This is a genomic window from Cupriavidus sp. SK-4, assembly GCF_000611125.1.
Classification (GTDB): Bacteria; Pseudomonadota; Gammaproteobacteria; order Burkholderiales; family Burkholderiaceae; genus Cupriavidus; species Cupriavidus necator.
In genome coordinates this window covers 55,275-79,953 of record NZ_JFJW01000102.1, presented here as the reverse complement: position 1 = coordinate 79,953, position 24,679 = coordinate 55,275, and the positions used below count along the sequence as shown (strand labels likewise).

Sequence of the window (24,679 nt, the reverse complement as noted above, 5' to 3'; positions counted from 1 at the left end):
ATGACCGCCGCCATCCACCGCGCCGCCGCACAGGGATTCGCCAGCCAGGCCGATACCTACGCGCGCGGACGCCCTGAATATCCCGCTGAAATCGACACCTGGCTGCGCGGCACGCTGGGCCTGCGCGCGGACCGCACCGTGCTGGACCTGGGCGCTGGCACCGGCAAGTTCACGCGCCGCCTGGCGGAGACCGGGGCGACGGTGATCGCGGTCGAACCGGTCGCGCAGATGCGCGCGCAGCTGGCCGCGGCGCTGCCATCGGTGCAGACGCTGGAAGGCAGTGCCGAAGCTATCCCGCTGGCCGATGCCAGCGTCGATGCCGTGGTCTGCGCGCAGGCCTTCCACTGGTTTGCCAATGCGCGCGCGATGGCGGAAATCGGCCGCCTGCTGCGCCCCGGCGGCCGGCTCGGGCTGGTGTGGAACGTGCGCGATGAATGCGTGGACTGGGTGGCGCAGCTGACGGCCATCATGACGCCGTACGAAGGCGACGCGCCGCGCTTCTACAAGGGCGACTGGAAGCGGATCTTTCCCGCCGAGGGCTTCGGGCCGCTGGCGCTGCAGAGCCTGCCCTACACGCATGTGGGGGCGCCGCAGCAGGTGATCGTGGACCGGGTGTTGTCGGTGAGCTTCATTGCCGCGCTGCCGGCGGCGGAGCAGGCCCGCGTGCGCGCACGGCTGCAGGCGGTCATCGACGGGCATCCCGCGCTGGCGGGCCGTGCCGAGGCTGCTTTCCCTTATCGCACCGAAGCCTATTGCTGCGAACGGCTGGCCTGACGCTACATCGTCGCCTGCCGCACCCAGAATGCGGCGCCGTGGCGCGCAATGGCGCCGGGCTCTGGTTCCCGGGCTGTCGCGGCAGGCTGGCTGGCACGGATGCCGGCCTCGATCTGTTCCCAGATGGCCAGCATGGCGATGACCTTGGGCAGTGCGTTCACGCCCGTGGATGTCGGCAGCCAGTCAGGGCTGCAAGTGCGGAACAGCGGCTTGCCGAGCGCGGCCTCGAGGCCGCGGATATGGTAGTACAGCCTTTGCGGATGGATGCGCAGCGCTTGGGCGGCGCGGACGGCATCACGGTGCTGCATCACTGCGACATAGGCGCGCAACGACAGGAAGCTGACGCGCCGGTTGCTGGATGGGTATGCCATGCCTGGGCCATGGCCGGGGCATGCTTGGCGCTTGACTGAAAGCACGGTGCCCGGCGGATCGGAAGTGAATCGATCTTAGCGGGACGCAGGCTGGCTGGAGAGTGCGGCTTTCCGAAATGATCCCCGGAAATTTCTGCAATGTGGGGTGGCGCGCGCCGGGCTCAGTGCATCGGCAAATGGCCGATAGCGGTCAGCGCCTGCACCACCTCGGGCGACAGGCGGCGTTCCCTGCATGGCACGCCCGCGGTCTCGAGCGTGGTCCACAGGTCTGCGTCGCCGGTGACGATACGCTGCCGCAGGTGGGCCAGGTATGTGTACTCCGCGGAAGTCAGCGGGCGCGGGGCACTACGCAGGTCATCCAGGATGGCACCAAGCGAGAGGGCGGGAACGGTCATACCAGGGTCGGAAAAAGCACGGCGGTGAGACATTGCAGCGAGGGTACGTAAAGCAGCGCAGGGATTGCGCGAAGGTCAGCAACGCATGATTTTATCCACCCCGTGCAGCGGCTGCTTAATCAAAAGCAGGTAACTTTCCCTCTAATTCGGCTTGCAAACCGGGGAGTGGCGAGTACGCGCAAGCAATGTGGCGCATGCGGTAGCCGAGGGGGCGGCGAAGGCGCTTGGGCGGCGGCCCGGGCGGCAGCAGGTGTCGGCCACGGTGTTGCAGAAAAACGCCAGCGCGCCGCGCGGATACGTGAATGCATGCGGCGTCTGTTGCGCGAGCTCGCCGCCCGTGTGCCGGTTCACTGACACGCCGCAGGTCGGATTGACAAGCCGGGATGCGTTCTATACGTTGGCGCATCGTTCCGTCATCCGGTCCAGCCAGGATCGCCGCCGTCCGCCATGCCACGCAAATCCGCACAGGTTTCAGAAGCCGACAAGCACGCCGCCGCGGGCGGCGCCATCGCCGTTGACCGGGCGCTGTTCGTGCTGTCGGTGTTCCGTCTTGGCGATACCGCGCTGGGGCTGGCCGAGCTGGCGCAGCGCAGCGGCCTGTACAAGAGCACGCTGCTGCGCTTGCTGGCCTCGCTCGAGCACGCCGGGCTGGTGCGGCGCCAGGCCGACGGGCGCTATGGCCTGGGTCCCGAGGTGGCGCGGCTCAATGCCGTCTACGCGGCGTCGTTCTCCATGGAGGCGGTGGTGATGCCGGCGCTGCGCGAGCTGGTGCGCATCACGCGTGAAAGCGCGGCCTTCCATGTCGAGCAGGGCGAGCACCGGCTGTGCCTGTACCGCGTCGATTCGCCGCAGCCGGTGCGCGACCATGTCCGCGCCGGCGAACTGCTGCCGCGCGACCGCGGCGCCGGCGCGCGCGTGCTGCGCGCCTTTGCCGGCGAGTCCGGCACGCTCTACGAGCGCATCCGGCACGAGGGCGTGGCGGCACTGGTGGGCGACCGCAGCCCCGATCTGGCCGGGGTGTCGGCGCCGGTGTTCGGTCCCGGCGATGTGCTGTGCGGTGCACTGACACTGACCTGCCCGGCCTCGCGCTACCGAGAAGACTTCCGCGTCGATGTGCTGCATGCGGCGCGTGCGCTGACCCAAGCGCTGGGCGGCTCCTTTCCGGACAGCATTGCGGCCGCCCCGGACTGAGCCGCCGGGCTTGCGTGTGCAGCCGGCCCGACCCGGCTTGTCGGGGGTGCCACGGGCCTGCATGCGCGGGCTATCATGCGGCTGGCATTGAAATCAACGCACGTCACATTTTGTGAAAACAAGTGCGGGAAATGCCTGCATCGCGCCCCTGTGGCCTGATGCCCGCCGCTTGAAATGACGGCGCGGCGGACGGCATCCTTGAGGAAATCCCCGTGCACCTGGACCAGCAGACCATTGCGGTGGTGATGATGGTGTTTTTCTGCAGCACGCTGATTATTGCGGCGGGGCTGGTGTTCGCGCTGCGCGCGAGCGAGGCGGGGCGGCTGTGGGCGTTCGGGCACGTGCTGGTGTCGGCCGCGGGCCTGGCGCTGGCCATCAGCGAGGCCAGCGGCACGGGCCAGCTGGGCACGCTGGGTGCATTGGCGTTCGTGGCTGGCTGGCTGCTGATCTATCGCGGCGTGCGGGTCTATTACGGCGTGCCGGCCCATCCCGCGGCGCTGGCCGCCGCGGGCGTGATCGTGCTTGGCCTGATGGCGGCCACCAGCGGCATGCCCGCCGGGCAGCAGGTGGTGCTGCGCATCGTCTACGGCCTGCTGGCGCTGGTGTCGCTGGCCATTTTCGCCACGCTGGCGCGCGCCGGGCGCGGGAGCCGCAGCATCGGCGCGCCGCTGGTGCTGGTGGCCAGCCAGGTGCATCTGGCCACGCAGCTGGCTGGCTTCAGCCATGCCATGAACCTGCCCGTGGCGGGCGGCGCGGGCGCCGCGCCGCTGACGCTGTTCTTTGCCGGCCCGGCCGGCTCGGCCTGGCTGCTGGCGCCGCTGATCGCCACGCTGCTGGGCCTGTTCGGCTTCACCATGATGGCGATGGAGCAGATCGTCGCGCACAACGAAAGCGGCGCGCGCGTGGATGCCCTGACCGGGCTGCTCAACCGCGGGGCGCTGGAGATGTCGGCACTGTCGCTGGTGGCGCGCTGGCAGCGCGACGGGCAGGCGCTGTCCTGCCTGGTGATCGACATCGATTATTTCAAGCAGGTCAACGATACCTTCGGCCACCACGCCGGCGACGCCGTGCTGCGCGAGGTCGCGCATGCGCTGGACAACTCGCGCCGCGCCTCGGACGTGGCCGGGCGCTACGGTGGCGAAGAGTTCTGCATCCTGTGCCCGCATACCGACGAGCAGCAGGCCTCGGCGCTGGCCAACCGGATCCTGCGCAAGGTGCGCGCGATTGAACTGCCCGCCGGGCACGGCCATGCCAGCGTCAGCATTGGCGTGGCGCAGCTGCGCGGCGGCCCGGGCAGCAAGGAAGCGCTGTGGCGCCTGTTGTTCGCCGATGCCGACCGCGCCCTCTACCATGCCAAGGAACATGGGCGCGACCGCTACGTGCTGGCCTCGTCCATGGCGGTGCCGGCGGCCGCGAGCGCATCGCCCGCGCCGCTGCTGGCGCCAGAGCCCGACCTGGCCGGCTGACCCCGTTATGCCTGCCGGCCTGGCTCCGGCACGTCGCGCTGCGGCGCACCGTCATAGGTCCACAGGAACTGGCGCGGCATCGGGCCCTTGTTGCGCCCGCCCTCGCAGGTCTGTTCCCAGGCATGCGCCAGGATGCCGACCGAGCGCGACAGGCAGAACAGCCCCCGCGCCAGCGGTGCGGCAAAGCCCAGCTCGGCATAGATCACCGCGGTGGCGCCATCGATATTCATCGGGATGGGCTTGCCGCGGCCGGCACCCAGCGCCGCCTCGACCGCGCGCGCGATCCCCGCGTAGCGCCCGCTGACCACGCCGTTGGCCGCGGCCTGGTCGACCAGCGCCAGCAGCCGCGGCGCACGCGGGTCGACCGGGTGGAAACGGTGGCCAAAGCCGGCAATGAACTTGCCGTGCAGGTCGCGGTAGTGCTGCAGCGCGGCGGCGACAGCGTCGTCCATGGCGCTGCCCGCATCCAGCCGCTGCGCCACGTCCTGGTACAGCGCCACCGCCTGCTCGCCGGCGCCGCCATGCACGTCGCCCAGCACGTTGACGGCGGAAGCCATGGCGTTGTTCAGCCCCACGCCGCAGGTGGCCGCCATGCGCGCGATGGTAATGCTGGGCGCCTGCGGGCCGTGGTCGACCGCGGCCATCAGCGCCGCGTCCAGCAGCTCGCCCTGCCCGGGGCCGGGCAGTTCGCCGCGCAGCATCAGCCAGATCATCTGCGCAAACGAGACCCGGCCGATCAGCTGTTCGATCGGGTAGCCGCGGTAGCGGATCTCGCCCGGGCGCATGTCGATGATGCCGGTGCGCCACCAGTCCTGCGACTGGCGCTGGCCCAGGTCCATGGCGTCATCCCGGGGGTGGCCGGGGTAGTGGTCGGTGTCGATGCCGCTCATATCGCGCGCTCCTCGCTCAGTTGGTCGATGTCCGCATCGCTGTAGCCCAGGCTGGCCAGCACCTGCCGCGTATGCTGGCCCAGCTGCGGCGGCGGCGTGTCCACGGCCGGGGCCTCGCGGTTGAGCTTGAAGCCGGTGCGCACCACGCGGATATCGCGGCCCACGCCGGGCGCATCGGCAAATTCGCCGATCATGCCGCGCTCGCGCACCTGCGGATGGGCCAGCGTCTGCGGCACGTCCAGCACCGGGCCGGCGGGCACGCCGGCCTCGGTCAGCAGCGGCCACCACTCGGTGGCAGGCTTGTTCGCCAGTTCCGCTTCCAGCGCTTGTGTCAGTTCCCCCCGGTTGGCCAGCCGCGCCTGGCGCTGCGCGAAGCGCGGATCGGCGGCCAGCTCGGGGCGGCCCAGCACGCGGCACACGGCTTCAAACTGTTCCTGCTTGTTGGCGGCGATATTGAGCAGCCCGTCCGCGGTGCGGAAAGTGCCCGAAGGGCTGGCGGTCATGTTCTCGTTGCCCATCGGCGCCGGCACCTTGCCGGCGATCAGGTGGTTGGACACCACCCAGCCCATGGTGGCCAGCGTGGCTTCCAGCATCGATACGTCGATGAAATAGCCTTCGGTGCGCTGGTGGTCCGCCAGCGCCGCCGACACCGCCAGCGCCGCGGTCAGCCCGCCGATGGTGTCCGAGACCGGATAGCCGACCCGCAGCGGTGCGCTCTGCGCGTCGCCGGTAATGCTCATCACGCCGGCCATGCCCTGGATGATCTGGTCATAGGCCGGCAGCCCCGCCAGCGGCCCGTCCTGGCCGAAACCGGAAATCGCGCAGTAGATCAGGCGCGGGTTGTCCTGCTTCAGGGTCTCGTAGCCCAGCCCGAGCCGGTCCATCACGCCGGGGCGGAAGTTCTCCACCAGCACGTCGGCGCTTTGCACCAGCTTGCGGAACACCTCCTTGCCGCGCGCGTGCTTCAGGTTGAGGGTGACCGACTGCTTGCCGGGGTTCTGGGCCAGGAACGAAACGCCCATCAGGCGCTGGTTCAGTTCGGCATCGGCGCCCAGCTGGCGCGCCAGGTCGCCGGTGCCGGGGGTTTCCACCTTGATGACTTCGGCGCCCAGGTGGGCAAGCTGGTGACAGCAGAATGGCCCGGCCAGCACATTGGTCAGGTCGAGCACGCGGATATGGCGCAGGGGCTTTTTCATGTTCTGTACAACAGAATGACGATCTTTAACAGAGAACATGCGGAGGATAGGAGCCGCGTTTGGGCGTGTCAAGCCGGGCGCCTGGCCGGCACCTGCCATACAATGGCGCCCCGTCCGCGCGGCCTGCTGCCGCGGGGGCCTCTTTAGTGGTGTCTTGCAGGAAACGGAATCAATGATGTCAAACGCATGCGGCCTGGACTTCGGCACGTCCAACTCAACGGTCGGCTGGAGCCATCCGGCGCGGCCGGCGGCGCTGCTGCCGCTGGAGGACGGCAAGGTGACGCTGCCCTCGGTGATCTTTTTCCACGCGGAGGATCCGCTGGTCAGCTATGGCCGCGCCGCGCTGGGCGATTACCTGGCCGGCTATGAAGGCCGGCTGATGCGTTCGCTCAAAAGCCTGCTGGGCACCTCGATGATGGACGACAGCACCGAGGTGATGGGCCAGGCGATGCCGTTCCGCAAGCTGCTGGCGCACTTCATCCGCGAGCTGAAGACGCGTGCCGAGCAGGCCGCCGGCACGGAATTCTCGCGTGCGGTGCTGGGCCGCCCGGTGTTCTTCATCGACGAGAACCCGGCCGCCGACCAGTTGGCCGAAGACACGCTGGCCGAGATCGCGCGCGACGCGGGCTTCGGCGAGATCGCATTCCAGTACGAGCCGATCGCCGCGGCCTTCGACTACGAGGCCCGGATCACGCGTGAGGAACTGGTGCTGGTGGCCGACATCGGCGGCGGCACCTCGGACTTCTCGCTGGTGCGCCTGTCGCCCGAGCGCGCCGCGCGCAGCGACCGGCGCGACGACATCCTGGCCAATGGCGGCGTGCATATCGGCGGCACCGACTTCGACCGTGCGCTCAGCCTGGCGCGCGCGATGCCGCTGCTGGGCCTGGGCAGCGCGCTGCGCAACGGCAAGGCGATGCCGTCCAGCCAGTATTTCGACCTGGCCAGCTGGCACACCATCAACCTGGTCTATACGCGCAAGGCGTGGTCGCTGGTGATGGACAACTACCGCGACGCGGCGGATACGGTGAAGCTCGACCGCCTGGTGCGGTTGATCCGCGAGCGCGCGGGGCACTGGCTGGCGATCCAGGTGGAAGCCGCCAAGATCGCCTTGTCCGACGCCGGCAGCACCGACGTGGACCTGCACCGGCTGGAGCAGGGGCTGACGCTGACCATCACGCGCGACGAGTTCGATGCGTCGATCGACAAGCTGGTGGTGAAGACCGAGCAGACCGTGCAGAAGCTGCTGGTGGATGCCGGCGTGGATGGCGCCGCGGTCGATACCATCTTCTTCACCGGCGGCTCCAGCAGCGTGCCGATGCTGCGGCAGCGGCTGGCGGCGCTGTTGCCGCAAGCGCGTTGCGTGGAAGGGGACCGGTTTGGCAGCATCGGCAGCGGGCTGGCGCTGGATGCGGTGAGGAAGTTTGGGTGAGGGGCGGGCTGGCGCTTGCCGCTGGCGTCTGGCCGCCCGCTGGTTTGCTCCCCTCTCCCGCTTGCGGGAGAGGGGCAGGGGGTGAGGGCAGGCGGTGGCATACCGCGGGCCTGACTTCGTAAGACACGCTCACCCTCACCCCAACCCTCTACCGCAAGCGGGAGAGGGAGAAAACAATGGGTGAGGGAGAAGTCGATCGGCAGGCTCGGATGACGACGCCAGTTTTACTGCGTCCGCACATCGCGCAAGCCGTATTCATCCCCCAGCGCCAGTCGTGCCGCCCGCATCGCCCCGCGCGCGGCCGCCGCATCGCCGGCCAGCCGCATCAGCGCCGGCAGTTCCCACGGCGCGCGCACGAGCCCGCCCAGCACCGCGCCCACATCCGTCTTGCCATCTTCACCCATGCCCGCCGCCGCGGCAGCCGGGACCGCGCGGCTGGCCGGGTCGATCACCACGCGGCAAGCCGCGAACGGCAGCCGGCAAGCCGCCGCCATGCGCGCGGCGAGGTGCGATTCCATGTCGACGCACAGTGCCCCCGTGGCCCGGTGCAGCATCTGCTTGGCGGCAACCGAAAGCACCGGCTGGTCCGCGCCGGCAAGTATCCCGACCCTGGCATGCGGCAGCGCCGCGTGCATCGCCCGGGTCCAAGTCATGTCGGTGTCGTAGCGATCGCCAGCCGCGCACACCGAGTCCGCCAGCACGAGAGCGCCCGGCGCCAGCGCGGGATCCAGCCCGCCCGCCACTCCAAAGCTGAGGATGCCCATGCAGTGCCGGCTCGCCATCGCGGAAACGCCTTGTTCCAGCGCAAGTCCGCGCAGGCCGTGCACCACGCGGCAATGCGGGCCGGCGGCGATGCGCGCCTCGAACGCCATGCCGGTGACGACCAGCACGAACGGTGCCGTCACAGCCCCCACGACACCTGGTGCGCGACGCCGCGCTGCAGGTTGCGGTAGCGCGCCAGCGCCCACAGCGGGAAGTAGCGCGCATAGCCGTGATAGCGCAGGTAGAACACGCGCGGAAAGCCCACGGCGGTAAAGCGTGGCTCATGCCACAGCCCGCCGGATTGCTGCGTGCGCAGCAGGTAGTCGATGCCGCGCGCCACCGCGGGATGCTGCGCGGCGCCGGCTGCCATCAGCGCCAGCAGCGCCCATGCGGTCTGCGAGGCCACGCTGGGCGCGGGCTCGTAGCCGCGGTAGTCGAGCCGGTAGCTGCTGCCGTCCTCGCCCCAGCCGCCGTCGGCGTTCTGGATCTGCTCGAGCCACGCCACGGCGCGGCGCATCTCGGGGGCTTCCGGGGCCAGGCCCGCGGCGTTAAGCGCGCACAGCGCGCTCCAGGTGCCGTAGATATAGTTGGTGCCCCAGCGGCCGAACCAGCTGCCGTCGGGCATCTGCCCGGCCAGCAGGTAGCGCAGGGCGCGCGCGGCGGGTTCGCTCTTGCCCGGCGTGGCGCCGATCTGGCACAGCATCGACAGGCAGCGCGCGGACACGTCCGCGGTGGGCGGGTCCAGCAGCGCGCCATGGTCGGCAAAGGGGATGTTGTTCAGGTAGAGATGCGTGTTCTCGGGCTCGAACGCGCCCCAGCCGCCGTCTCCGCCTTGCATGCCGACGATCCACTCGGCGGCGCGCGCCACGGCTTCGTCATAGCGGCCCGGCACATCGTGCGCGCGCATGTAGCGGTCCATCGCGGCGGCCACCACGGCGGTGTCGTCCACGTCCGGGTAATAGGCATTGGCGTACTGGAAGGCCCAGCCGCCGGGGCGCACCAGCGGGCGGCGCACGGTCCAGTCGCCGCGCACGTCCAGCACCTGCAGCGGCCTGAGCCAGTCCAGGCCGCGCCCGGCCGCGGCCGTTGCGCGCGCCTCGCCGGTTTCCAGCAGCGCGTGCGCGGCCAGCGCGGTATCCCACACCGGCGACAGGCAGGGCTGGCAATAGGCTTCGTCGCCGTGCTCGACCAGCAGCCGCTCGATGGATTGCCGCGCCAGCGCGCGCGCCGGGTCGTCGGGCGGCACGCCCAGCACGTCGAACATCATCACGCTGTTGGCCATTGCCGGGAAGATGGCACCCAGGCCGTCCTCGCCGTTGAGCCGCTCATGCACGAAGGCCCGCGCCGCGGCAATGGCGCGCCGGCGCAGCGTGCGCGGGACGAGCGGCTCGGCCACGCGCAGCAGCGCGTCCAGGCCGCGGAACACGGTGTACCAGCCGGCGTGCTGGTGCGCCGCGCGCGGCGGCAGCCCCACCGTATGGCAGTTGCCGACGAACAGCTCGTTGATGCCGACCCCGCGCGGGTTGCGCGCCTGCGGGCGCAGGCTGTTCAGCACCAGCAGCGGCACGATCACCGTGCGCGCCCAGTACGAGACCTTGGACAGGTGGAACGGAAACCACTGCGGCAGCAGCATGATCTCGACCGGCATCATCGGCACCGCCGACCACGGCATCACGCCGTACAGGGCCAGCAGCGTGCGCGTGAATACATTGCTGGCCTCGGCGCCGCCCAGCGCGTGGACGGCCCGGCGCGCGCGCTGCATATGCGCGGCCTGGGGATCGTCGCCGGCCATCTTCAGCGCGAAATAGGCCTTCACGCTGGCGCTGACGTCGGAGCGGCCTTCATGGAACAGCGGCCAGCCGCCATCGGGATTCTGGATGCGGCGCAGGTAGCGGGCCAGGCGCGCTTCAAGCTCCAGGTCCGGGGCTTCGCCGAGGTAGTGCACCATCAGCACGTATTCGGCGGGAATGGTGGCGTCGGCTTCCAGTTCGTAGACCCAGTGGCCGTCGGGGCGCTGCTGGTGCAGCAGCGCGTCGATCGCGCGGCCGATGCCGTGGTCCAGTGCCTGCGCGGCGCCGCGCGGCGAGGGGCTGTCCCCCGCGCTGGCCGGCGCGATCCGTGGCACTGCCGTGGCAAAGGCGGTCTCGTTCATCGACATGCAGACTCCTTGTGCCGGCGCACGGCGCGGCCGCGCCCGGCATGCATCGGGTGCAGCGCTCAGCCAATGGCGTGGCGCAGCACGATCCAGAGCAATTGGGCGCGCGGCAGGCGCACGCGCTGGCGCGGCGCGCGCCAGCCCTGCGTGCGCAGCCGCGCCAGGATGCGGTGGTAGACCTCGGCCATGATGCGCGGCGAGCGCACCTGGCGGGACGGGCAGCGCGCCATGATGGCGTAGGCCTGGTCGTAGTGCGCCTGGGCCTCGCTTGCCACGGCCGCGCAGGCCTGGCCGACGGCGGGGTGGGCCACCACGGCCTGGGGCGTGTCCGCCCCGATGCCGGCCGCGGCCAGCGCCTCTGCCGGCAGGTAGAGCCGGCCGATGGCAGCGTCTTCGTCGATATCGCGCAGGATATTGGTCAGCTGCAGCGCGCGGCCCAGATGGTGCGCGAGCGCGATGCCGCACGCTTCTTCCAGGCCGAACACGCGCACCGCCAGCCGGCCGACAGCGCTGGCGACGCGATCACAATACAGGTCGAGGGTGGCCGCGTCGGGGGCGAGGATGTCCTGCACCACGTCCATGGTCATGCCGTCGATCACGGCGAGGAAATCCTGCTGCTGCAGGTGGAAGGCCCGGATCTGCGCAGTCAGCGGCTGCAGGGCGCGAGGCGGATTGCCGGTGTAGCAGGCGGCGATGTCGCGGCGCCAGGCATCGAGGGCGGCAAGACGCTCGGCGTGCGGTGCGTTGCCGTCGGCGATGTCGTCGACCGCGCGGCAGAACGCATAGATCTCGAACATGGCCTGGCGCTGCGCTGGCGGCAGGATGCGCAGCGCGGCATGGAAGGAGCTGCCGGCCGAGGCCGCCGGGCCCGCCTGGCTGCCATGGTCGGCGGCGACAGGGGCGTCTTGCGTTGCGATTTGAGTACCGGCCACGTAACTCCTCGACACGCTGCATACCGTCCCGCACTGACCGCGCAGCATCCGTGCGCGCTCACAGGCGGGAGGGCGGTTGTGGGTCGGCCGATTATAGCAATTTCACCCGTTGCAAGACCGCCGCATCGGCGGCCCCCGGTGCCGGCGCGCCAATAAAAAAACCCCGCGCCGAAGCTGCGGGGCTTTCCTTCCGGCCGGTCCGCTGGACCGGCCCGGAATCCACCGGTATCAGAGGGCCTGAATCTTGGTGGCTTGCTCGCCCTTCTGGCCCATGGCCTTGACGTAGCGAACCTTCTGGCCTTCCTTCAACGACTTGAAGCCATTGCCTTCGATTGCGGAGAAGTGCGCGAACAGATCATTGCCGCCTTCATCCGGCGTGATGAAGCCGAAGCCCTTGGCGTCGTTGAACCACTTAACGGTACCGGTTTCCATATCTATCTCAACCTTGAATTTCAAAATGAGCGAAAACGCTCGTTATACACCGTGTGCAACGCACCCAGCGGATCCTTTTTATGTTCCCCGCCAGCGCATTCCATATGACTTCGATATGTCGCTGTCGTGACAACCGAAAACGTCACGGAACGACAACACCAAAAGACACACCGCATGGGCGCTGCACAAGTGGGAATCATTCTGCCGAATTTTCCCGGCGTGTCAATCAGGCTAAGCGCCTAATCATGATGAGAGGTTCCGATAGGAGATATTAGCGTTTTCTACTTCGGCTTCAGTTCAGTGAATTCCCTGATTTTCTATTGGCGGATTTGGTTGTGCGTGCACCGTCGGGGAGCGCGATGCCATGCCCCCGTGCATAATGGCTGCCGTCCGGTGCATGGGCGGGCCATCTTTTTTACAAATTCTTACGGCACCCAATGCCTACCGCGTTCGGGGGAAGCGGGCGCGGCCCGGATATATCATTATGCCGACAATAAAGGCCAGGCCGGTGGCCGCGCTCGCGTCGTGCGCAGACATACATGAGCGCGCCCACTGTATGCGGGCCCATACATAAAAGATCGGAACGGGGAATCCATCATGGCGTTTCAAACCTAGCTGTCCGGCATTGCGGTTGCGGACAGCCCCACCACCCGTCGCGCACGGGGCCTGGACGGTTTCCGTTGTTTGCATTTGAGCTGAGCCACGCTCGCGGTACGCCCGTACCGCGAGNNNNGGGGGGGCTGGCGCGCGCCCTGCCGCACGGTGGCGCGCGTTAACGCGCGAGCCGGCTCAATGTCTCAGTGTTGGGACAATTGTTGACAATGTGATCCATGCGTCTGTCCTAGCATTCGTTTCCGGATACCATCAGATTTTTCCGATTCTGAGATCCGCAGTCGGACACAAGGCGGCGACGACCGCCTCGGGAAATGTCGTGCGTGAGGCACTTGCCGGCGTGCGCAGACAAGAGGAAGCAAGCCTGTGAAGCAGCTGGAGGAAGCACAAGGGAGCCGGGGCGGCCGCATGCCGTTCCGATCGGGGTGGGTAGGGATGCGCATGGCGCAGCGGGTGCAAGGCATCGCGCTGGCGCTGGCGCTGGCCCTTGGGGCGGCGACGGCTGCGGCCGCGCCGGCGCCCGCGGCGCAGACGCCAGCCATGCCGTCGATTGCCTTGCACTATGGCACCAAGCCGCCGGTTGACGCGCTGCAGGCCTTCGACATCGCCGTGGTCGAGCCCGACAGCGGCTTCGACCCGCGCCAGGCGGCGACGCCGGCCACCGCCTGGTTTGCCTATGTCAGCGTGGGCGAGGTGCTGGAGAGCCGCCCCTACTTCAAGGACATCCCCAAGGCCTGGTTCGTCGGGCGCAATGACGCCTGGAACGCCCCGGTCATCGACCAGGCAGCCGACGGCTGGCCCGCCTTCTATGTCGACAAGGTGATCGCCCCGCTGTGGCAGCGCGGCTTCCGCGGCTTCTTCCTCGATACCCTCGATTCCTACCAGCTTGCCGCCAGGACCGACGCCGAGCGCGCACGGCAGGAAGCCGGGCTGGTGCGCGTGATCCGCGCCATCAAGGCGCGCTACCCCGAGGCGCGCCTGGTCTTCAACCGCGGCTTCGAGATCCTGCCGCAGGTGCATGACCTGGCCTATGCCGTCGCCTTCGAGTCGCTGTTCCGCGGCTGGAACCAGGCCCAGGGCCGCTATGTCGACGTGCCGCAGGCTGACCGCGACTGGCTGCTGGCTCAGGCGCGCACCATCCGCGAGCAATACCGCCTGCCGGTGATCTCGATCGACTATTGCCCGCCGGCGGATCGCCGCTGCGCACGCGAAACCGCGCAGCGCATCCGCGCGCTGGGCATCACGCCCTATGTGGCCGATCCCGGGCTGCAGACGGTCGGCATCGGCAAGGTCGAGGTGCTGCCCCGGCGCGTGCTGGTGGTGCAGGAGCGCCGCCCCGGGGTGTCGATCGATGATTCCGAGGGTGTGCGCTTTGTCTCGATGCCGCTCAACTACCTTGGCTATCGCGTGGATTTCGCCGAGACCAGCGAGGACCTGCCCGAGATCGGGCCGGACCGCTACGCCGGCGTGGTGGTGTACCTGTCAGGCAATGTCACGGCGCAGCCGGGACGCTTCCATGCCTGGGTGCAGGCGCGCATGGCGCAGGGCATGCCGGTGGTGTTCCTCAACGACTTCGGCACCAGCGTGAGCGGCGCGGTGGCGCGCAGCTTTGGCCTGAAGACCGTCAAGGGCCGCGTGTCGGGCCCGGTCGAGGTGCTGGCCAAGGACCGGATGATGGGCTTCGAGATGCCGGTGGCGCCCGACCGCACCCAGGCCGAAGCGATCCAGGTGCCGGACGGCGATGGCTACCGTTCGCTGCTGCGCCTGCGCTCCGGCACGCTGACCTATGACGCCGCCGCGATCACGCCGTGGGGCGGCTATGTGCTGGGGCCGTACGCGGTGCGCCAGAGCGGCAACGGCAATGGCCAGAGCCGCTGGGTGGTGCAGCCGCTGGACTTCCTGCGCGAGGCGCTGCGCCTGCCCGCCATGCCCGTGCCCGATGTCACCACCGAGAACGGCCGGCGCCTGCTGACCATCCATATCGACGGCGACGGCTTTGCCTCGCGCGCCGAGATTCCCGGTGGCGGCTTCTCCGGCGAGGTGCTGTTCCGCGAGATCTTCGACCGCTACCGGCTGCCGATGACGATGTCGGTGATCCAGGGCGAAGTCAGCAAGGACGGCATGTACCCCAGGCTCAGCGCTGAGCTTGAGCCGATCGCGCGCAAGATCTTCGCGCAGCCCTATGTCGAGGTGGCCAGCCATACCTTCTCGCATCCGTTCGAGTGGTCGCGCACGGTGCCGGCACAGCCAGGGCAGGCAGCGCCATCCAGCGGGGCCGCCGTGGTCGAGGGCGACGAGGCCTTCCACCTGAGCATCCCCGGCTACAGCATGGACCTGAACCGCGAGATCGGCGGCTCCATCGACTACATCAACCGCACCCTGGCGCCGGCCGGCAAGCCGGTCAGCATGCTGCTGTGGTCGGGCGACTGCCAGCCGCCGGCCGAGGCGCTGCGCCTGACCGAGAAGGCGCGCGTGCTCAACATGAACGGCGGCGATACGCTGATCACGCGCAGCAATCCCAGCTGGACCGCGATTGCGCCGCTGGGCATCAACAAGCCCGGCGGCACCTTCCAGGTGTTTGCGCCCAACCAGAACGAGAACGTCTACACCAACCTCTGGCACGGCCCGTTCTACGGCTTCGAGCGCGTGATCGAGACCTACGAGCTGACCGACAAGCCTTATCGCTTCAAGCCGGTCAATATCTACTACCACAGCTATTCGGGCACCAAGGCCGCGTCGCTGAAGGCGCTGCGCAAGGTCTATGACTATGTGCTGGCGCAGCCGCTGCTGCCGCTGCACTCGACCGACTACGTGCGCAAGGTGCTCGACTGGCAGGACATGGCCGTGGCGCGGGACGTGGGCGACGGCCAGCCCGGCGGCACCGGTGCCGAATGGATCGTGCGCGGCGACGGCAACCTGCGCAACCTGCGCTGGAGCGGCGCGGGCATGCCCGACGTGGGCATGGCGAACGGCGTGACCGGCACCTCGCCGGCACCGGGCGGCGGCGTCTACCTGCACCTGGATGGCGGCGATGCGCGCTTTGCCGTGCGCGACACCGTCACTGCCCCGGCCGCGCCGCAGCTGGCCGAAGCCAACGGCATCGTGCGCGACTGGTCGCAGCGCGATGGCGTCACGCGCTTCGCCTTCAGCGGCTACTTCAAGCCATTCTTCCGTCTTGCCAACGCCGGCAACTGCCGTGTGAGCGTCGATGGCAAGCCCGTACAGGCCATCCGCGAGCGCAACACGCTGCGCGTGGATACCGCACCCGTCACCGATCCGAACCATGCCAGGCAACAAGTCGAAGTCCGCTGCGCCGGTTGAGCGCGAGCGGCTGCTGCCGCCGGCGCTGGTGCTGACTTTCACCGCGATGGTGGGGATCGGCCTGGCGCTGATGTTCCCGCGCGAGACCTTGCGCGAACGCCTGCTGGGCCAGGGCCGCACCATCGACGGGCTGACCATGGCCTACCTGGAAGCCTGGTGGAAGGTCACGCCCGACGACCCCGGCTTCATGGGCGTGCTGGCCGAACAATACGCGCGCACCGGCCGGCTGGAAGAGGCGCAGGCCATGCTGGCGCGCATGCAGGCGGTGCAGGGCACCGACCTGTCGGGCCAGATCCTGCGCACGCGTATCGAGATTGCGCAGCAGCGCGCCTGGGCCGCGCTGCCGGATACCCCCGAGCGCGAACAGAACCTGGTGCAGCTGCGCAGCCTGCTGGACCAGGCTGCCGGGCGCAGCTGGGGGCTGGCCGACCTGCAAACGCTGGCCACGCAGTCCAGCCAGGCCGGCGCCCAGGACGCCATGCGCAAGTTCTATACGGCGCTGGCCAGCCAGGACCGCAACAACGCGGCCTTCTGGAACCGCCAGCTGGCCGACATGGCGATCGCGGGCGGCGATTATCGCGACGCCGCCAACGCCTTGTTCGCGCAGCAGGCGGCCGCCACCCCGCTGGCCGAGCGGCGCGCGCTGTTCCTGACGGCGGTGCAGACGCTGCAGTCAGGCAACCTGCTGGACGAAGCGCTGGCGCAGGCCGAGCGCCACGGCGGCAAGCTGCTGGACGATCCGGAGGTGCTGCGCTACCTGACCAAACTGGCGCTGGCGGCCAACAAGCCGGAGCAGGCCAGCCGCTATGTCGAGCGGCTGCTGAAGGTCTCGGCGCGCACGCGCGACGCCGGCCCGGCGGCACTGGCCGCACGCCAGGCCGAGGTGCGGCGCATCGCCGCCAGCCAGCCCTGGGCCGAGCGCGGCTTTGTCTTCCTCGACGGGCCGCGCGGCCTGGCCTTGCGTGAAGCGCTGGCCGCTTCCGGCCAGCTGGGTACGCGCAGGATCGCGGCGCAAGCTGCTGCGCCCGCGCAGGCACAGGCGGAGCCAGCCGACAAGCCGTTCAACGCCGACGACTACGACCTTGCCTATCGCGTGTTCCTGTCGGCAGGCAAGCTCGACCAGGCGCAGCGCGTGGCCGAGACCGCGGTGCGCCGGCTGCCGGGCGAGGCGATCTGGCGCGAACGGCTGGCACAGGTGGCCGAATGGAACCGCCAGCCGGCCGTGGCCCTGAAGAGCTGGCTCGACTATGCCCGCGCCACCAACGACGAGCGCGCGTGGGATGCTGTGATGCGGCTCGCCCCCGGCCTGTCCGACGATCGCGCCTACCTGGCCGCGCTGCGCCACCGCGCGGGCGGCTCGGACCTGAAGACCGTGGACGAGGTGGTGGCCGCCTACGAACGCCTGGGCGAGCCGGAAGAGGCCATGCGCTTCCTCGAAGGCCTGAGCCACGGCCCCAGGGCGCGCGAAATCATGGAACGCCACGCCGCGCTGGCCGAGCGCGCCGGCAAGGACGAGCGCGCGTTCCAGATCTATACGCAGCTGCAGCAGCGCTTCGGCCCGCGCCCAGCCTATGCGCTGAAGCTCGCCAACCTGCTCTATGTGCGCGGCAAGCTGGCGCAGGCGCTGGACGCCATGCTGCCGGCGCGTGCCACGGCCGGGAAGGATGACATCCTCTACTGGCGCACCTTTACCGAGCTGGCGCGCCTGAACCAGCGCGACGACCTGCTCAAGGACGGCTATCGCCAGCTGATGCTGGCGGCGGCGCAGACGCAGGACGAACACTGCCTGCAGATGCCGGCGGGCCCGGCGCGCAACGACTGCATGGACGAGGTCCGCGACACGCAGGAGGCGGATTTCTCCAACCTGATCGCCTACTACGACAAGACCCCGATCGACGCCGGGCGCATCGCCGAGGCCGACTGGCGCCGCGGCGGCAAGCCGGAATCGCTGGAACTGGCGCTGTACTACTACACGCGTGCCCACGCCTACCGGCGCATCGGGCGCCTGTTGCAGGACATGACGCCCGAGCAGCGCCAGGCGGCAGCGCAGTCGAGCCGCTTCCTGATGCGGCGCGCGGAGTACTACCGCGTGGCCGGCCAGCGCGACCAGGCCCTGGCCGACCTGCGCCGCGCCGCGGGCCTGCGCGATGCCGACAGCGAAACGCTGGCGGCGCTGCTGTGGACGCTGGTCGACCAGGGCAGCGATACCGAGGTGCGCGCGGTGATGCGCCGGGTCAAGGACGACGCGGAAGACAACCCCGACCTGTGGGGCGCCTTTGCCGCGGGCCATATGCGCTTCCAGGACGGGCGCGCGGCCATGCACTACCTGCGCAAGCTCAATGACGGCAAGAGCGCCGACCCGCTCTGGCTCAGCCTGATGGCCGACGCCTATGAAGCCATAGGGCAGACCGACATGGCCTGGCGCGTGCGCCGCCAGGCCTGGATCGACCTGCACCACGGCTGGTCCCAGGGCGGGGTGCGCTATGCCGGGCTGCGGCCCGACAACACCGACGGCGACGAAGAGTACGAGAACGAGTCCGGCGCGCCTTCGCGCGCGGACCTGCGCCGCCAGACCGTGGCGCTGGGGCAGATCTTTGCCTCGGGCGATGTCTCGCGCGCGCTGGTGATCCAGATGCTGCGCGCGGACCGCGCTTCCACGGCGGCGCGCGAACTGGTGCCGCCGATGGCGGGCGCGCCGTCGCAGCTGGGCGAGGTGGCCGGGCTGCCGCCGCTGCGCGAGCCCGCGTCCGCGGAGGTCGCGCGCAATGCGGCCCGCCGCGATGCCGCGCTGTCCGCTGCCGGGCGCGATGCCGCGCTGGCATGGGCGATGTCCGCGGAATCCAACGAGCTGGCGCGAAGCTGGCTGGCCCGCCAGTACGTCAACCGGCTGCAGCGCCCGGCCTATGCCGAAGTGGCGATCGCGCTGGACCGGCAGGACATGAACAGCCTTGACCGTATCCTGGAACGGCAGGCCGGCCGCGTGCCGGTGGCCAACCAGATCGAGGCCAACCAGCGCCTGGACCGCATCAGCGCCGCGCAGACGCTGGCCTTCGAGACCCAGGAGCGGGCCCGTTCCGACGACACGCTGCAGGACACCCTGCAGGAGACGCTGCTCTACAACGCCCAGGCGATCGAGCCGCGCGTGAGCTTCATGCACCAGAAGCCGCTGGAATACACCGAAGGCAGCCTCGCTGGCGGCGTGCGCCTGTGGGACGGGTATGACCTGAACCTGCGCGGCACCTGGCGCGACCAGCGCAGCACCGATCCGCAGCAGCTGGTCAACGTGCCGTCGTCCGACCGGCGCGCCGACCTGTCGCTGGGCTATCGCGACAACAGCAAGCGCTGGCGTGCCACGGCAGGCTACCGCGAGGGGCTGGACACGATGGCGACCGCGCGCTTCTTCGGCGAGTGGAACCAGCAGGGCCGGCTGCAGTTCAGCACGCTGGCCGGGCTGAACCAGCCGGCCGATGAATCGGCGCCGCTGCGCGTGGGCGGGGCCAAGGACGTGGTGGGGCTGGGCGCAACCTGGCGCTTCAGCCTGCGCGAGTTCGTCGGCGCGCGCATCGAGTACAGCAGCTTCCGCGGGCAGGACCGCAGCGCGCTGGGGCATGGCATGGTCTATGACGTCGAGGCCGGCTACAAGATCCGCACCTCGTATCCGGACTACACCGTGCGCGTGGTCGGCACGCATGCCAACTACAGCGCCAACGGCGGCAGCCTGACACCGCGCATGGCGTCGCTGGTGCCGGTCGACGACGAAGCCACGCCGGCGTTCTACATGCCGCAGGGCTTTACGCAGGCCGGCGTGCTGTTCGGCTTCGGCACTGAGCTGCTGGATGAGTACACACGCAAGTGGCGGCCGTTCGGTGAAGTGGGGCTGCTGCGCGACACGCGCGCACGGCAGAACTTCCGCGTGCAGGGCGGGGTGGCCGGATCGGTGTTCGGCAACGACCACCTGGCGCTGTATATCTCGCATGAGACCGCGGCGCGCAACGGTGGCAGGCCGCTGACGGAACTGGGAATGCGCTATCGCTGGCTGTACTGAGCCGGCGGCAGCGGATGGCAGGGATCGGGTAACAACAGGACATGGAAAAGGGGATGAAGATGAACAAGCAAACCACGGCAATGACGGGCAAGACGGTGGCCAGGCGGCTGGCGGCATGGTGCGGCGCGCTGGGCGCGGCACTGTGGCTGGCGGGTTGCGCGGTGACGGATGTCGGCCGCGCGCCGGCGCTGGCACGTGGCGAGACCATCGCGGTGCTGCCGATCGTGAACTACACCGAGACGCCGCAGGCCGGCCTGCGCGCCGAGGCGATTGCCGAGAGCCTGCTGAAGACCGGCGGCGTGGCCAGCCTGAAGCGTTATCCGGCCAGCCTGAACCCGGAAACGCTGTTCGAGCCGGCCGAGCGCGAAGCCGTGGGCAAGGCGCTGGAATGGGCGCGTGCCGAGAAGGCCCGCTACGCGCTGACCGGTGCGGTGCAGGAATGGCGCTACAAGGTGGGTGTGGACGGCGAGCCCGCGGTCGGCATCTCGCTGCAGCTGCTGGACGTGAACAGCGGTCAAGTGGTGTGGTCGGCCACCGGCAGCGACAGCGGCTGGAGCCGCGCATCGCTGTCGGGCACCGCGCAGAAGCTGCTGCGCCGCCTGCTGGCGCCGCTGATGCAGGGCTGAGGCGGCGGCAAGCCATCAGGAAGAGGCTGCACATCGATGCGGCGATGCAATGGTTGAAGCAAGGGGATGAGCGTGGCCAATACGGCTGACAAGACATATCGCGCGCGGCAAGGACAGGGTATCGGCCTGGGTGGGCGCTATGCGCGCCTGCTGGCGCCGGCGGTCAGCGGGCGCGCGGCCGTGGTGGAACTGGTGGTGGCCATGCTGGCGGCCATGGGGCTGGCGTGGCTGGGGCTGCCGCAGAATCCGCTGCTGCTCGGCATGGGCTTTCCGTGGGCCTGGCTGCTGCCGGTGATCCTGGCGCTGCGCTACGGCACGCTGATCGGCGTGGGCAGCGTGCTGATGCTGCTGGGCGGCTGGTACTTCTACCAGCAGACCGGCGTGATGGCAGGGCCCTTCCCGCGCCTGTTCTTCCTCGGCGGGCTGCTGCTGGTGCTGGTGGCCGGGCAGTTCGGCGATATCTGGGGCACGCGCCTGGCGCGTGCCCGCGCGGTGAACCGCTACCTGGACGAACGCCTGGCGGCACTGACCAAGAACCACTATCTGCTGCGCATCTCGCATGCGCGGCTGGAGAACGACCTGCTGGCGCGGCCCACCACGCTGCGCGACACGCTGTCGCAGCTGCGCAGCGTGGCGCTGGAAGAGGCCGCTCGCACCGGCCAGGTGCTGGCCGGCGCGCAGCCGATGCTTCAGGTGGTGGCGCAGGCCTGCCAGCTTGAGGCAGCCGCGCTCTATGCCTGCGATGGCGAGCACGTGGACGGTGCCCCGGTCGCCAGCGTCGGCCCCGAATTCACGCTCGACACCACCGACCCGCTGGTGCGCCACTGCCTGGACACGCGCCAGCTCGCGCACCTGCGCGCCGACGGCCTGCAGCATGGCGCGCAGACGCGCTATGTGGCGGTGGCGCCGGTGCTGGCCGGCTCCGACCACCTGATCGGCCTGCTGGTGGTCGAGCGCATGCCGTTCCTGTCGCTGACCTACGAGAACCTGCAGATGCTGATGGTGCTGCTGGGCTACTACGCCGACGGCGTGGAGCACGCCGGCGCCACCCGCGCCATCCAGGCGGCGCTGCTGGCCTGCCCGTACCCGTTTGCGCTGGACTATGCGCGGCTGTCGCGGCTGCGGCGCGAGACCGGCATCGAAAGCTCGGTGGTGGCGCTGGTGTTCGACGCGGATCCGGAGCGCGATGCGCTGTTCGAGCAGGTGGTGCGCAGCCGGCGCGCGCTGGACGTGGCGTGGCCGGTGGTCAACGCCCATCACCGCGCCATGCTGACGCTGATGCCGCTGTCCGATGCGCAGGCGGTGGCGGCCTACCTGGTGCGCATCGAAGACATGCTGCGCGCGCAGTTCGGCACCGACTTCACCAGTGCGGGCATCGGCGTCTATACGCTGGCGGTGCCCGGCTCCGGCTCGGAAGACGCGTTGGTCAAGCTGCTGCGCCGGGCCCAGGTGGATGGCGCGATCGCGCCCGCCACGCTGCCGGCCGGGGAAGCGCCCCATGTTTAAGCTCGGCGCCAGCGGGCTCGCCGCCCAGATTGCCGCGCTGGCGCTGCTGGCGCGCGCCGGCAACAGCACCGCGCTGCTGCTGGCCTTCTTCGGCATGCAGGCGGTGGCCGCCGCGCTGACCGCGCTGCTGCTGTGGCGCCTGCTGCCGCGGCGCTTTCGCGTGCCGTTCGGGTGGAGCTATGGCTTTCTCGCGCTGTTCTGCTTCTTCGTGCCGCTGGGCGGCGCGCTGGTGTGCCTGGGCAGCTACCTGTTGTCGAAGCTGTTCCCGCGGCGCGTGGACACCAGCGGCATCGGCACCGTGGGCTTGCCCGAGTTCGTCACGCACCTGATGTCGCGCGTCACGCACGGCGGCGGCGCGCGCCTGCGTGCGCAGCTGGGCAATGCGCGCGCGCCCCTGCCCGAGCGCATGACCGCGCTGGTGGCGATGCAGTCGATGCCGGCGCGCACCGCCAGCCCGGTGCTGCGCGAACTGCTGGCCGACAGCGTCGACGACGTGCGGCTGCTGGCCTACGGCATGCTGGACGGCGCCGAGAAGCAGCTGACCCAGCAGATCCTGGCCGAACTGCCGCGCCTGGAGAGCGCCAACAGCGCCAGCGAGCGCGCCGAGATCAGCAAGCGGCTGGCCGACCTGTACTGGGAACTGATCTACCAGAACCTGGTGCAGGGCGACGTCTACCGCTACACCGCCAGCCAGGTCGAGCGCTACGCCAGCGCGGCGCTGGAGTACGACGACAGCAATGCCTCGCTGTGGTACATGCGCGGACGCCTGGCGCTGGCGCGCAATGCCCCGCGCGAAGCGCGTGACTGGCTGCAGCGCGCCGAATCCCTCGGCTTCGCGCGCGAACGCGTGCTGCCGCACCTGGCCGAAGCCGCCTATCTGGAACGCGACTATGCCGCGGTGCGCCAGCTGATGGCATCGTTTGACAGCCCCTCGCCGCTCCCGCTGGTGCGGCCCCTGCTGCGGTACTGGCAATCATGAGCGAGATCCTGGTAAAAGGGACGTCGGCCGACGTCATGTTGCTGCTCGAAGGCACCTTCCCATATGTGAGCGGAGGGGTGTCGAGCTGGGTCAACCAGATGATTCGAGCGTTCCCGGACCTGCGCTTCGGCATCGTCTTTATCGGCAGCCGGCGCGAGGACTATGGCGACATGGCCTACCAGCTGCCGCCCAACGTGGTGCACCTGGAAACGCACTACCTGTACGACTTCCCGCCGCCGCCGCTGGTACAAGGCAGCACCGGCGATGCCAAGGCGTTCGACGCCTCGGACCGCCTGCACGAGCTGCTGCGGGACCCGGGCCGCGAGGCCGAGGCCGGCGCCATGATGCGCGAGCTGATGCCGGCGCTGCGCGAGGGCGGGGCGCTGGGCGAGGACGCCTTCCTGTACAGCCGCCGCGCCTGGCAGACCATCACCGAGCAATACCGGCGCTTCTGCACGGACCCGTCGTTCACGGACTATTTCTGGACCGTGCGCATCATGCACAAGCCGCTGTGGCAGCTGGTGCGCATTGCCGACAACCTGATCCCGGCGCGTGTCTACCACACGGTTTCCACCGGCTATGCGGGCTTTCTCGGGGCGCTGCTGCGCCACCGCAACCAGCGCCCGCTGCTGGTGTCGGAGCACGGCATCTACACCAAGGAACGCAAGATCGACCTGTTCCAGAGCCAGTGGATCCGCGACAACCGCAATGTGTTCGAGCGCGACATCTCCCAGATCAGCTACTTCCGCGAACTGTGGGTGCGCTTCTTCGAGACCATCGGCCGGGTCTGCTACGACGCCGGCGACGACATCGTCGCGCTGTACGAGGGCAACCGCCGCCGCCAGGTGCAGGACGGCGCGCCTGAGGCGCGCACGCGCAGCATCCCCAACGGCATCGACCTGCCGCGCCTGGCGCCGCTGCGCGCCCGCCGCAAGCCGGGCGTGCCGCCGGTGCTGTGCCTGATCGGCCGGGTAGTGCCGATCAAGGACGTCAAGACCTTTATCCGCGCCATGCTGACGGTGGTGCGCGAGTACCCCGACGCCGAAGGCTGGATCGCCGGCCCGGAGGACGAGGATCCCGACTACGCGCGCGAATGCCGCAGCCTGGCCGAAAGCCTGGGCCTGGGCCAGAAGGTGAAGTTCCTGGGCTTCCAGCGCATCGACGCGCTGCTGCCGCAGGTGGGCGTGCTGGTGCTGAGCTCGATCAGCGAGGCGCTGCCGCTGGTGGTGCTGGAAGGCTTTGCCGCCGGCGTGCCGTGCGTGACCACCGACGTAGGCTCGTGCCGCGAGCTGCTGTTCGGCCTGCCCGGCGAGGACGCCGCGCTGGGCTCGGCCGGCGAAGTGGTGCGTATTGCCGACCCCGCGGCACTGGCCGCGGCGGCGCTCGGGCTGCTGCAGGACCCGGCGCGCTGGCAGGCGGCGCAGGCCGCCGGCGTGGCGCGCGTGGAGCGCTACTACACCCAGGACCGCATGGTGGGCAGCTACCGCGAACTGTATCAACGGCTGATGGCGCAGGCAGACGGCGCCGGGCATGGCGGACATGAGCGGCAGGGCGGCGGCAACCCCGCGCGCTGCCCGGTCCACGGAGGAGCCTGAGC

General features: G+C 69.6%; 18 protein-coding genes. 10 read left to right on the top strand and 8 right to left on the bottom strand.

The features are described from left to right. Positions 1-774, top strand: coding sequence for a class I SAM-dependent methyltransferase (locus CF68_RS22610; protein WP_035823120.1), 774 nt, complete (start codon positions 1-3; stop codon positions 772-774). A gap of 2 nt (positions 775-776) precedes the next feature. On the opposite strand, the gene CF68_RS22605 is transcribed toward CF68_RS22610, so the two are convergent. Together CF68_RS22605 and CF68_RS22600 are read right to left on the bottom strand one after the other, a co-directional pair. Continuing rightward, entirely contained in the window at positions 777-1,145 is a 369-nt protein-coding gene (locus tag CF68_RS22605; RefSeq protein WP_035823118.1) for a LysR family transcriptional regulator, read from the bottom strand. A gap of 161 nt (positions 1,146-1,306) precedes the next feature. Then, positions 1,307-1,540 (bottom strand): hypothetical protein, encoded by a 234-nt coding sequence (locus tag CF68_RS22600; RefSeq protein WP_010810922.1) that lies wholly within the window; start codon positions 1,538-1,540, stop codon positions 1,307-1,309. Between the two features lie 447 nt (positions 1,541-1,987). Between CF68_RS22600 and CF68_RS22595 the strand changes: the two genes are divergently transcribed. Both CF68_RS22595 and CF68_RS22590 read left to right on the top strand, forming a co-directional pair. Further along, the gene (locus CF68_RS22595) at positions 1,988-2,731 is read left to right on the top strand and encodes an IclR family transcriptional regulator (RefSeq protein WP_035823114.1); all 744 of its coding nucleotides are present in this window, start codon (positions 1,988-1,990) and stop codon (positions 2,729-2,731) included. A gap of 212 nt (positions 2,732-2,943) precedes the next feature. Beyond that, positions 2,944-4,197, top strand: coding sequence for a diguanylate cyclase (locus tag CF68_RS22590; protein ID WP_035823112.1), 1,254 nt, complete (start codon positions 2,944-2,946; stop codon positions 4,195-4,197). 5 nt (positions 4,198-4,202) lie between these two features. Here CF68_RS22590 and CF68_RS22585 read toward each other — a convergent pair whose 3' ends face one another. Both CF68_RS22585 and CF68_RS22580 read right to left on the bottom strand, forming a co-directional pair. Further along, positions 4,203-5,087, bottom strand: a complete 885-nt coding sequence (locus tag CF68_RS22585; RefSeq protein WP_035823110.1) for a citryl-CoA lyase — start codon at positions 5,085-5,087, stop codon at positions 4,203-4,205. Further along, positions 5,084-6,283, bottom strand: a complete 1,200-nt coding sequence (locus CF68_RS22580; protein ID WP_035823108.1) for a CaiB/BaiF CoA-transferase family protein — start codon at positions 6,281-6,283, stop codon at positions 5,084-5,086. Before CF68_RS22580 ends, CF68_RS22585 begins: the two co-directional genes overlap by 4 nt. A gap of 172 nt (positions 6,284-6,455) precedes the next feature. On the opposite strand from CF68_RS22580, the gene CF68_RS22575 reads away from it, so the two are divergent. Beyond that, entirely contained in the window at positions 6,456-7,712 is a 1,257-nt protein-coding gene (locus CF68_RS22575) for an Hsp70 family protein (RefSeq protein WP_035823106.1), read from the top strand. A gap of 224 nt (positions 7,713-7,936) precedes the next feature. Here the strand turns inward: CF68_RS22575 and CF68_RS22570 are convergent, their stop codons facing one another. From CF68_RS22570 to CF68_RS22555, 4 genes are all read right to left on the bottom strand, one after another. Further along, positions 7,937-8,617, bottom strand: coding sequence for a phosphorylase (locus tag CF68_RS22570; RefSeq protein ID WP_035823104.1), 681 nt, complete (start codon positions 8,615-8,617; stop codon positions 7,937-7,939). Continuing rightward, positions 8,614-10,632, bottom strand: a complete 2,019-nt coding sequence (gene shc / locus CF68_RS22565) for a squalene--hopene cyclase (protein ID WP_035823100.1) — start codon at positions 10,630-10,632, stop codon at positions 8,614-8,616. The genes CF68_RS22570 and shc overlap by 4 nt, the downstream gene beginning before the upstream one ends. Before the next feature lie 59 nt (positions 10,633-10,691). Next, on the bottom strand, positions 10,692-11,561 hold the full coding sequence (gene hpnD, locus CF68_RS22560) for a presqualene diphosphate synthase HpnD (protein WP_035823097.1): 870 nt from the start codon (positions 11,559-11,561) through the stop codon (positions 10,692-10,694). Between the two features lie 228 nt (positions 11,562-11,789). Then, entirely contained in the window at positions 11,790-11,993 is a 204-nt protein-coding gene (locus CF68_RS22555) for a cold-shock protein (protein WP_010810931.1), read from the bottom strand. A gap of 1,047 nt (positions 11,994-13,040) precedes the next feature. Here CF68_RS22555 and CF68_RS22550 point away from each other — a divergent pair. The 6 genes from CF68_RS22550 (at position 13,041) to pelF (ending at position 24,677) form a co-directional block, all read left to right on the top strand. Next, positions 13,041-15,926, top strand: coding sequence for a bifunctional glycoside hydrolase 114/ polysaccharide deacetylase family protein (locus tag CF68_RS22550; protein ID WP_051591633.1), 2,886 nt, complete (start codon positions 13,041-13,043; stop codon positions 15,924-15,926). Beyond that, complete coding sequence (locus tag CF68_RS22545) at positions 15,889-19,971, top strand: tetratricopeptide repeat protein (protein WP_035823095.1); 4,083 nt, start codon at positions 15,889-15,891, stop codon at positions 19,969-19,971. The genes CF68_RS22550 and CF68_RS22545 overlap by 38 nt, the downstream gene beginning before the upstream one ends. Positions 19,972-20,030: 59 nt before the next feature. Continuing rightward, positions 20,031-20,597: a transporter gene (locus CF68_RS22540; RefSeq protein WP_035823297.1), complete on the top strand. Its 567-nt coding sequence runs from the start codon at positions 20,031-20,033 to the stop codon at positions 20,595-20,597. Between the two features lie 66 nt (positions 20,598-20,663). After that, a complete protein-coding gene (locus CF68_RS22535; protein WP_035823093.1) occupies positions 20,664-22,103 on the top strand; it encodes a PelD GGDEF domain-containing protein in 1,440 nt (479 codons plus the stop codon). Further along, positions 22,096-23,082: a lipopolysaccharide assembly protein LapB gene (locus tag CF68_RS22530; protein WP_035823089.1), complete on the top strand. Its 987-nt coding sequence runs from the start codon at positions 22,096-22,098 to the stop codon at positions 23,080-23,082. The genes CF68_RS22535 and CF68_RS22530 overlap by 8 nt, the downstream gene beginning before the upstream one ends. Then, positions 23,079-24,677 carry a GT4 family glycosyltransferase PelF gene (gene pelF, locus CF68_RS22525; RefSeq protein WP_035823087.1) on the top strand — a complete coding sequence of 533 codons (1,599 nt, stop codon included), beginning with the start codon at positions 23,079-23,081 and terminating at the stop codon, positions 24,675-24,677. Before CF68_RS22530 ends, pelF begins: the two co-directional genes overlap by 4 nt. Positions 24,678-24,679: the final 2 nt, after the last annotated feature.

Coding starts and splice junctions, on each gene's coding strand:
- CF68_RS22610 (WP_035823120.1), top strand. CDS start 1: ATGACCGCCGCCATCCACCGCGCCGCCGCACAGGGATTCGCCAGCCAG.
- CF68_RS22605 (WP_035823118.1), bottom strand. CDS start 1,145: ATGGCATACCCATCCAGCAACCGGCGCGTCAGCTTCCTGTCGTTGCGC.
- CF68_RS22600 (WP_010810922.1), bottom strand. CDS start 1,540: ATGACCGTTCCCGCCCTCTCGCTTGGTGCCATCCTGGATGACCTGCGT.
- CF68_RS22595 (WP_035823114.1), top strand. CDS start 1,988: ATGCCACGCAAATCCGCACAGGTTTCAGAAGCCGACAAGCACGCCGCC.
- CF68_RS22585 (WP_035823110.1), bottom strand. CDS start 5,087: ATGAGCGGCATCGACACCGACCACTACCCCGGCCACCCCCGGGATGAC.
- CF68_RS22580 (WP_035823108.1), bottom strand. CDS start 6,283: ATGAAAAAGCCCCTGCGCCATATCCGCGTGCTCGACCTGACCAATGTG.
- CF68_RS22575 (WP_035823106.1), top strand. CDS start 6,456: ATGATGTCAAACGCATGCGGCCTGGACTTCGGCACGTCCAACTCAACG.
- shc (WP_035823100.1), bottom strand. CDS start 10,632: ATGTCGATGAACGAGACCGCCTTTGCCACGGCAGTGCCACGGATCGCG.
- CF68_RS22555 (WP_010810931.1), bottom strand. CDS start 11,993: ATGGAAACCGGTACCGTTAAGTGGTTCAACGACGCCAAGGGCTTCGGC.
- CF68_RS22550 (WP_051591633.1), top strand. CDS start 13,041: ATGCGCATGGCGCAGCGGGTGCAAGGCATCGCGCTGGCGCTGGCGCTG.
- CF68_RS22545 (WP_035823095.1), top strand. CDS start 15,889: ATGCCAGGCAACAAGTCGAAGTCCGCTGCGCCGGTTGAGCGCGAGCGG.
- CF68_RS22540 (WP_035823297.1), top strand. CDS start 20,031: ATGAACAAGCAAACCACGGCAATGACGGGCAAGACGGTGGCCAGGCGG.
- CF68_RS22535 (WP_035823093.1), top strand. CDS start 20,664: ATGAGCGTGGCCAATACGGCTGACAAGACATATCGCGCGCGGCAAGGA.
- CF68_RS22530 (WP_035823089.1), top strand. CDS start 22,096: ATGTTTAAGCTCGGCGCCAGCGGGCTCGCCGCCCAGATTGCCGCGCTG.
- pelF (WP_035823087.1), top strand. CDS start 23,079: ATGAGCGAGATCCTGGTAAAAGGGACGTCGGCCGACGTCATGTTGCTG.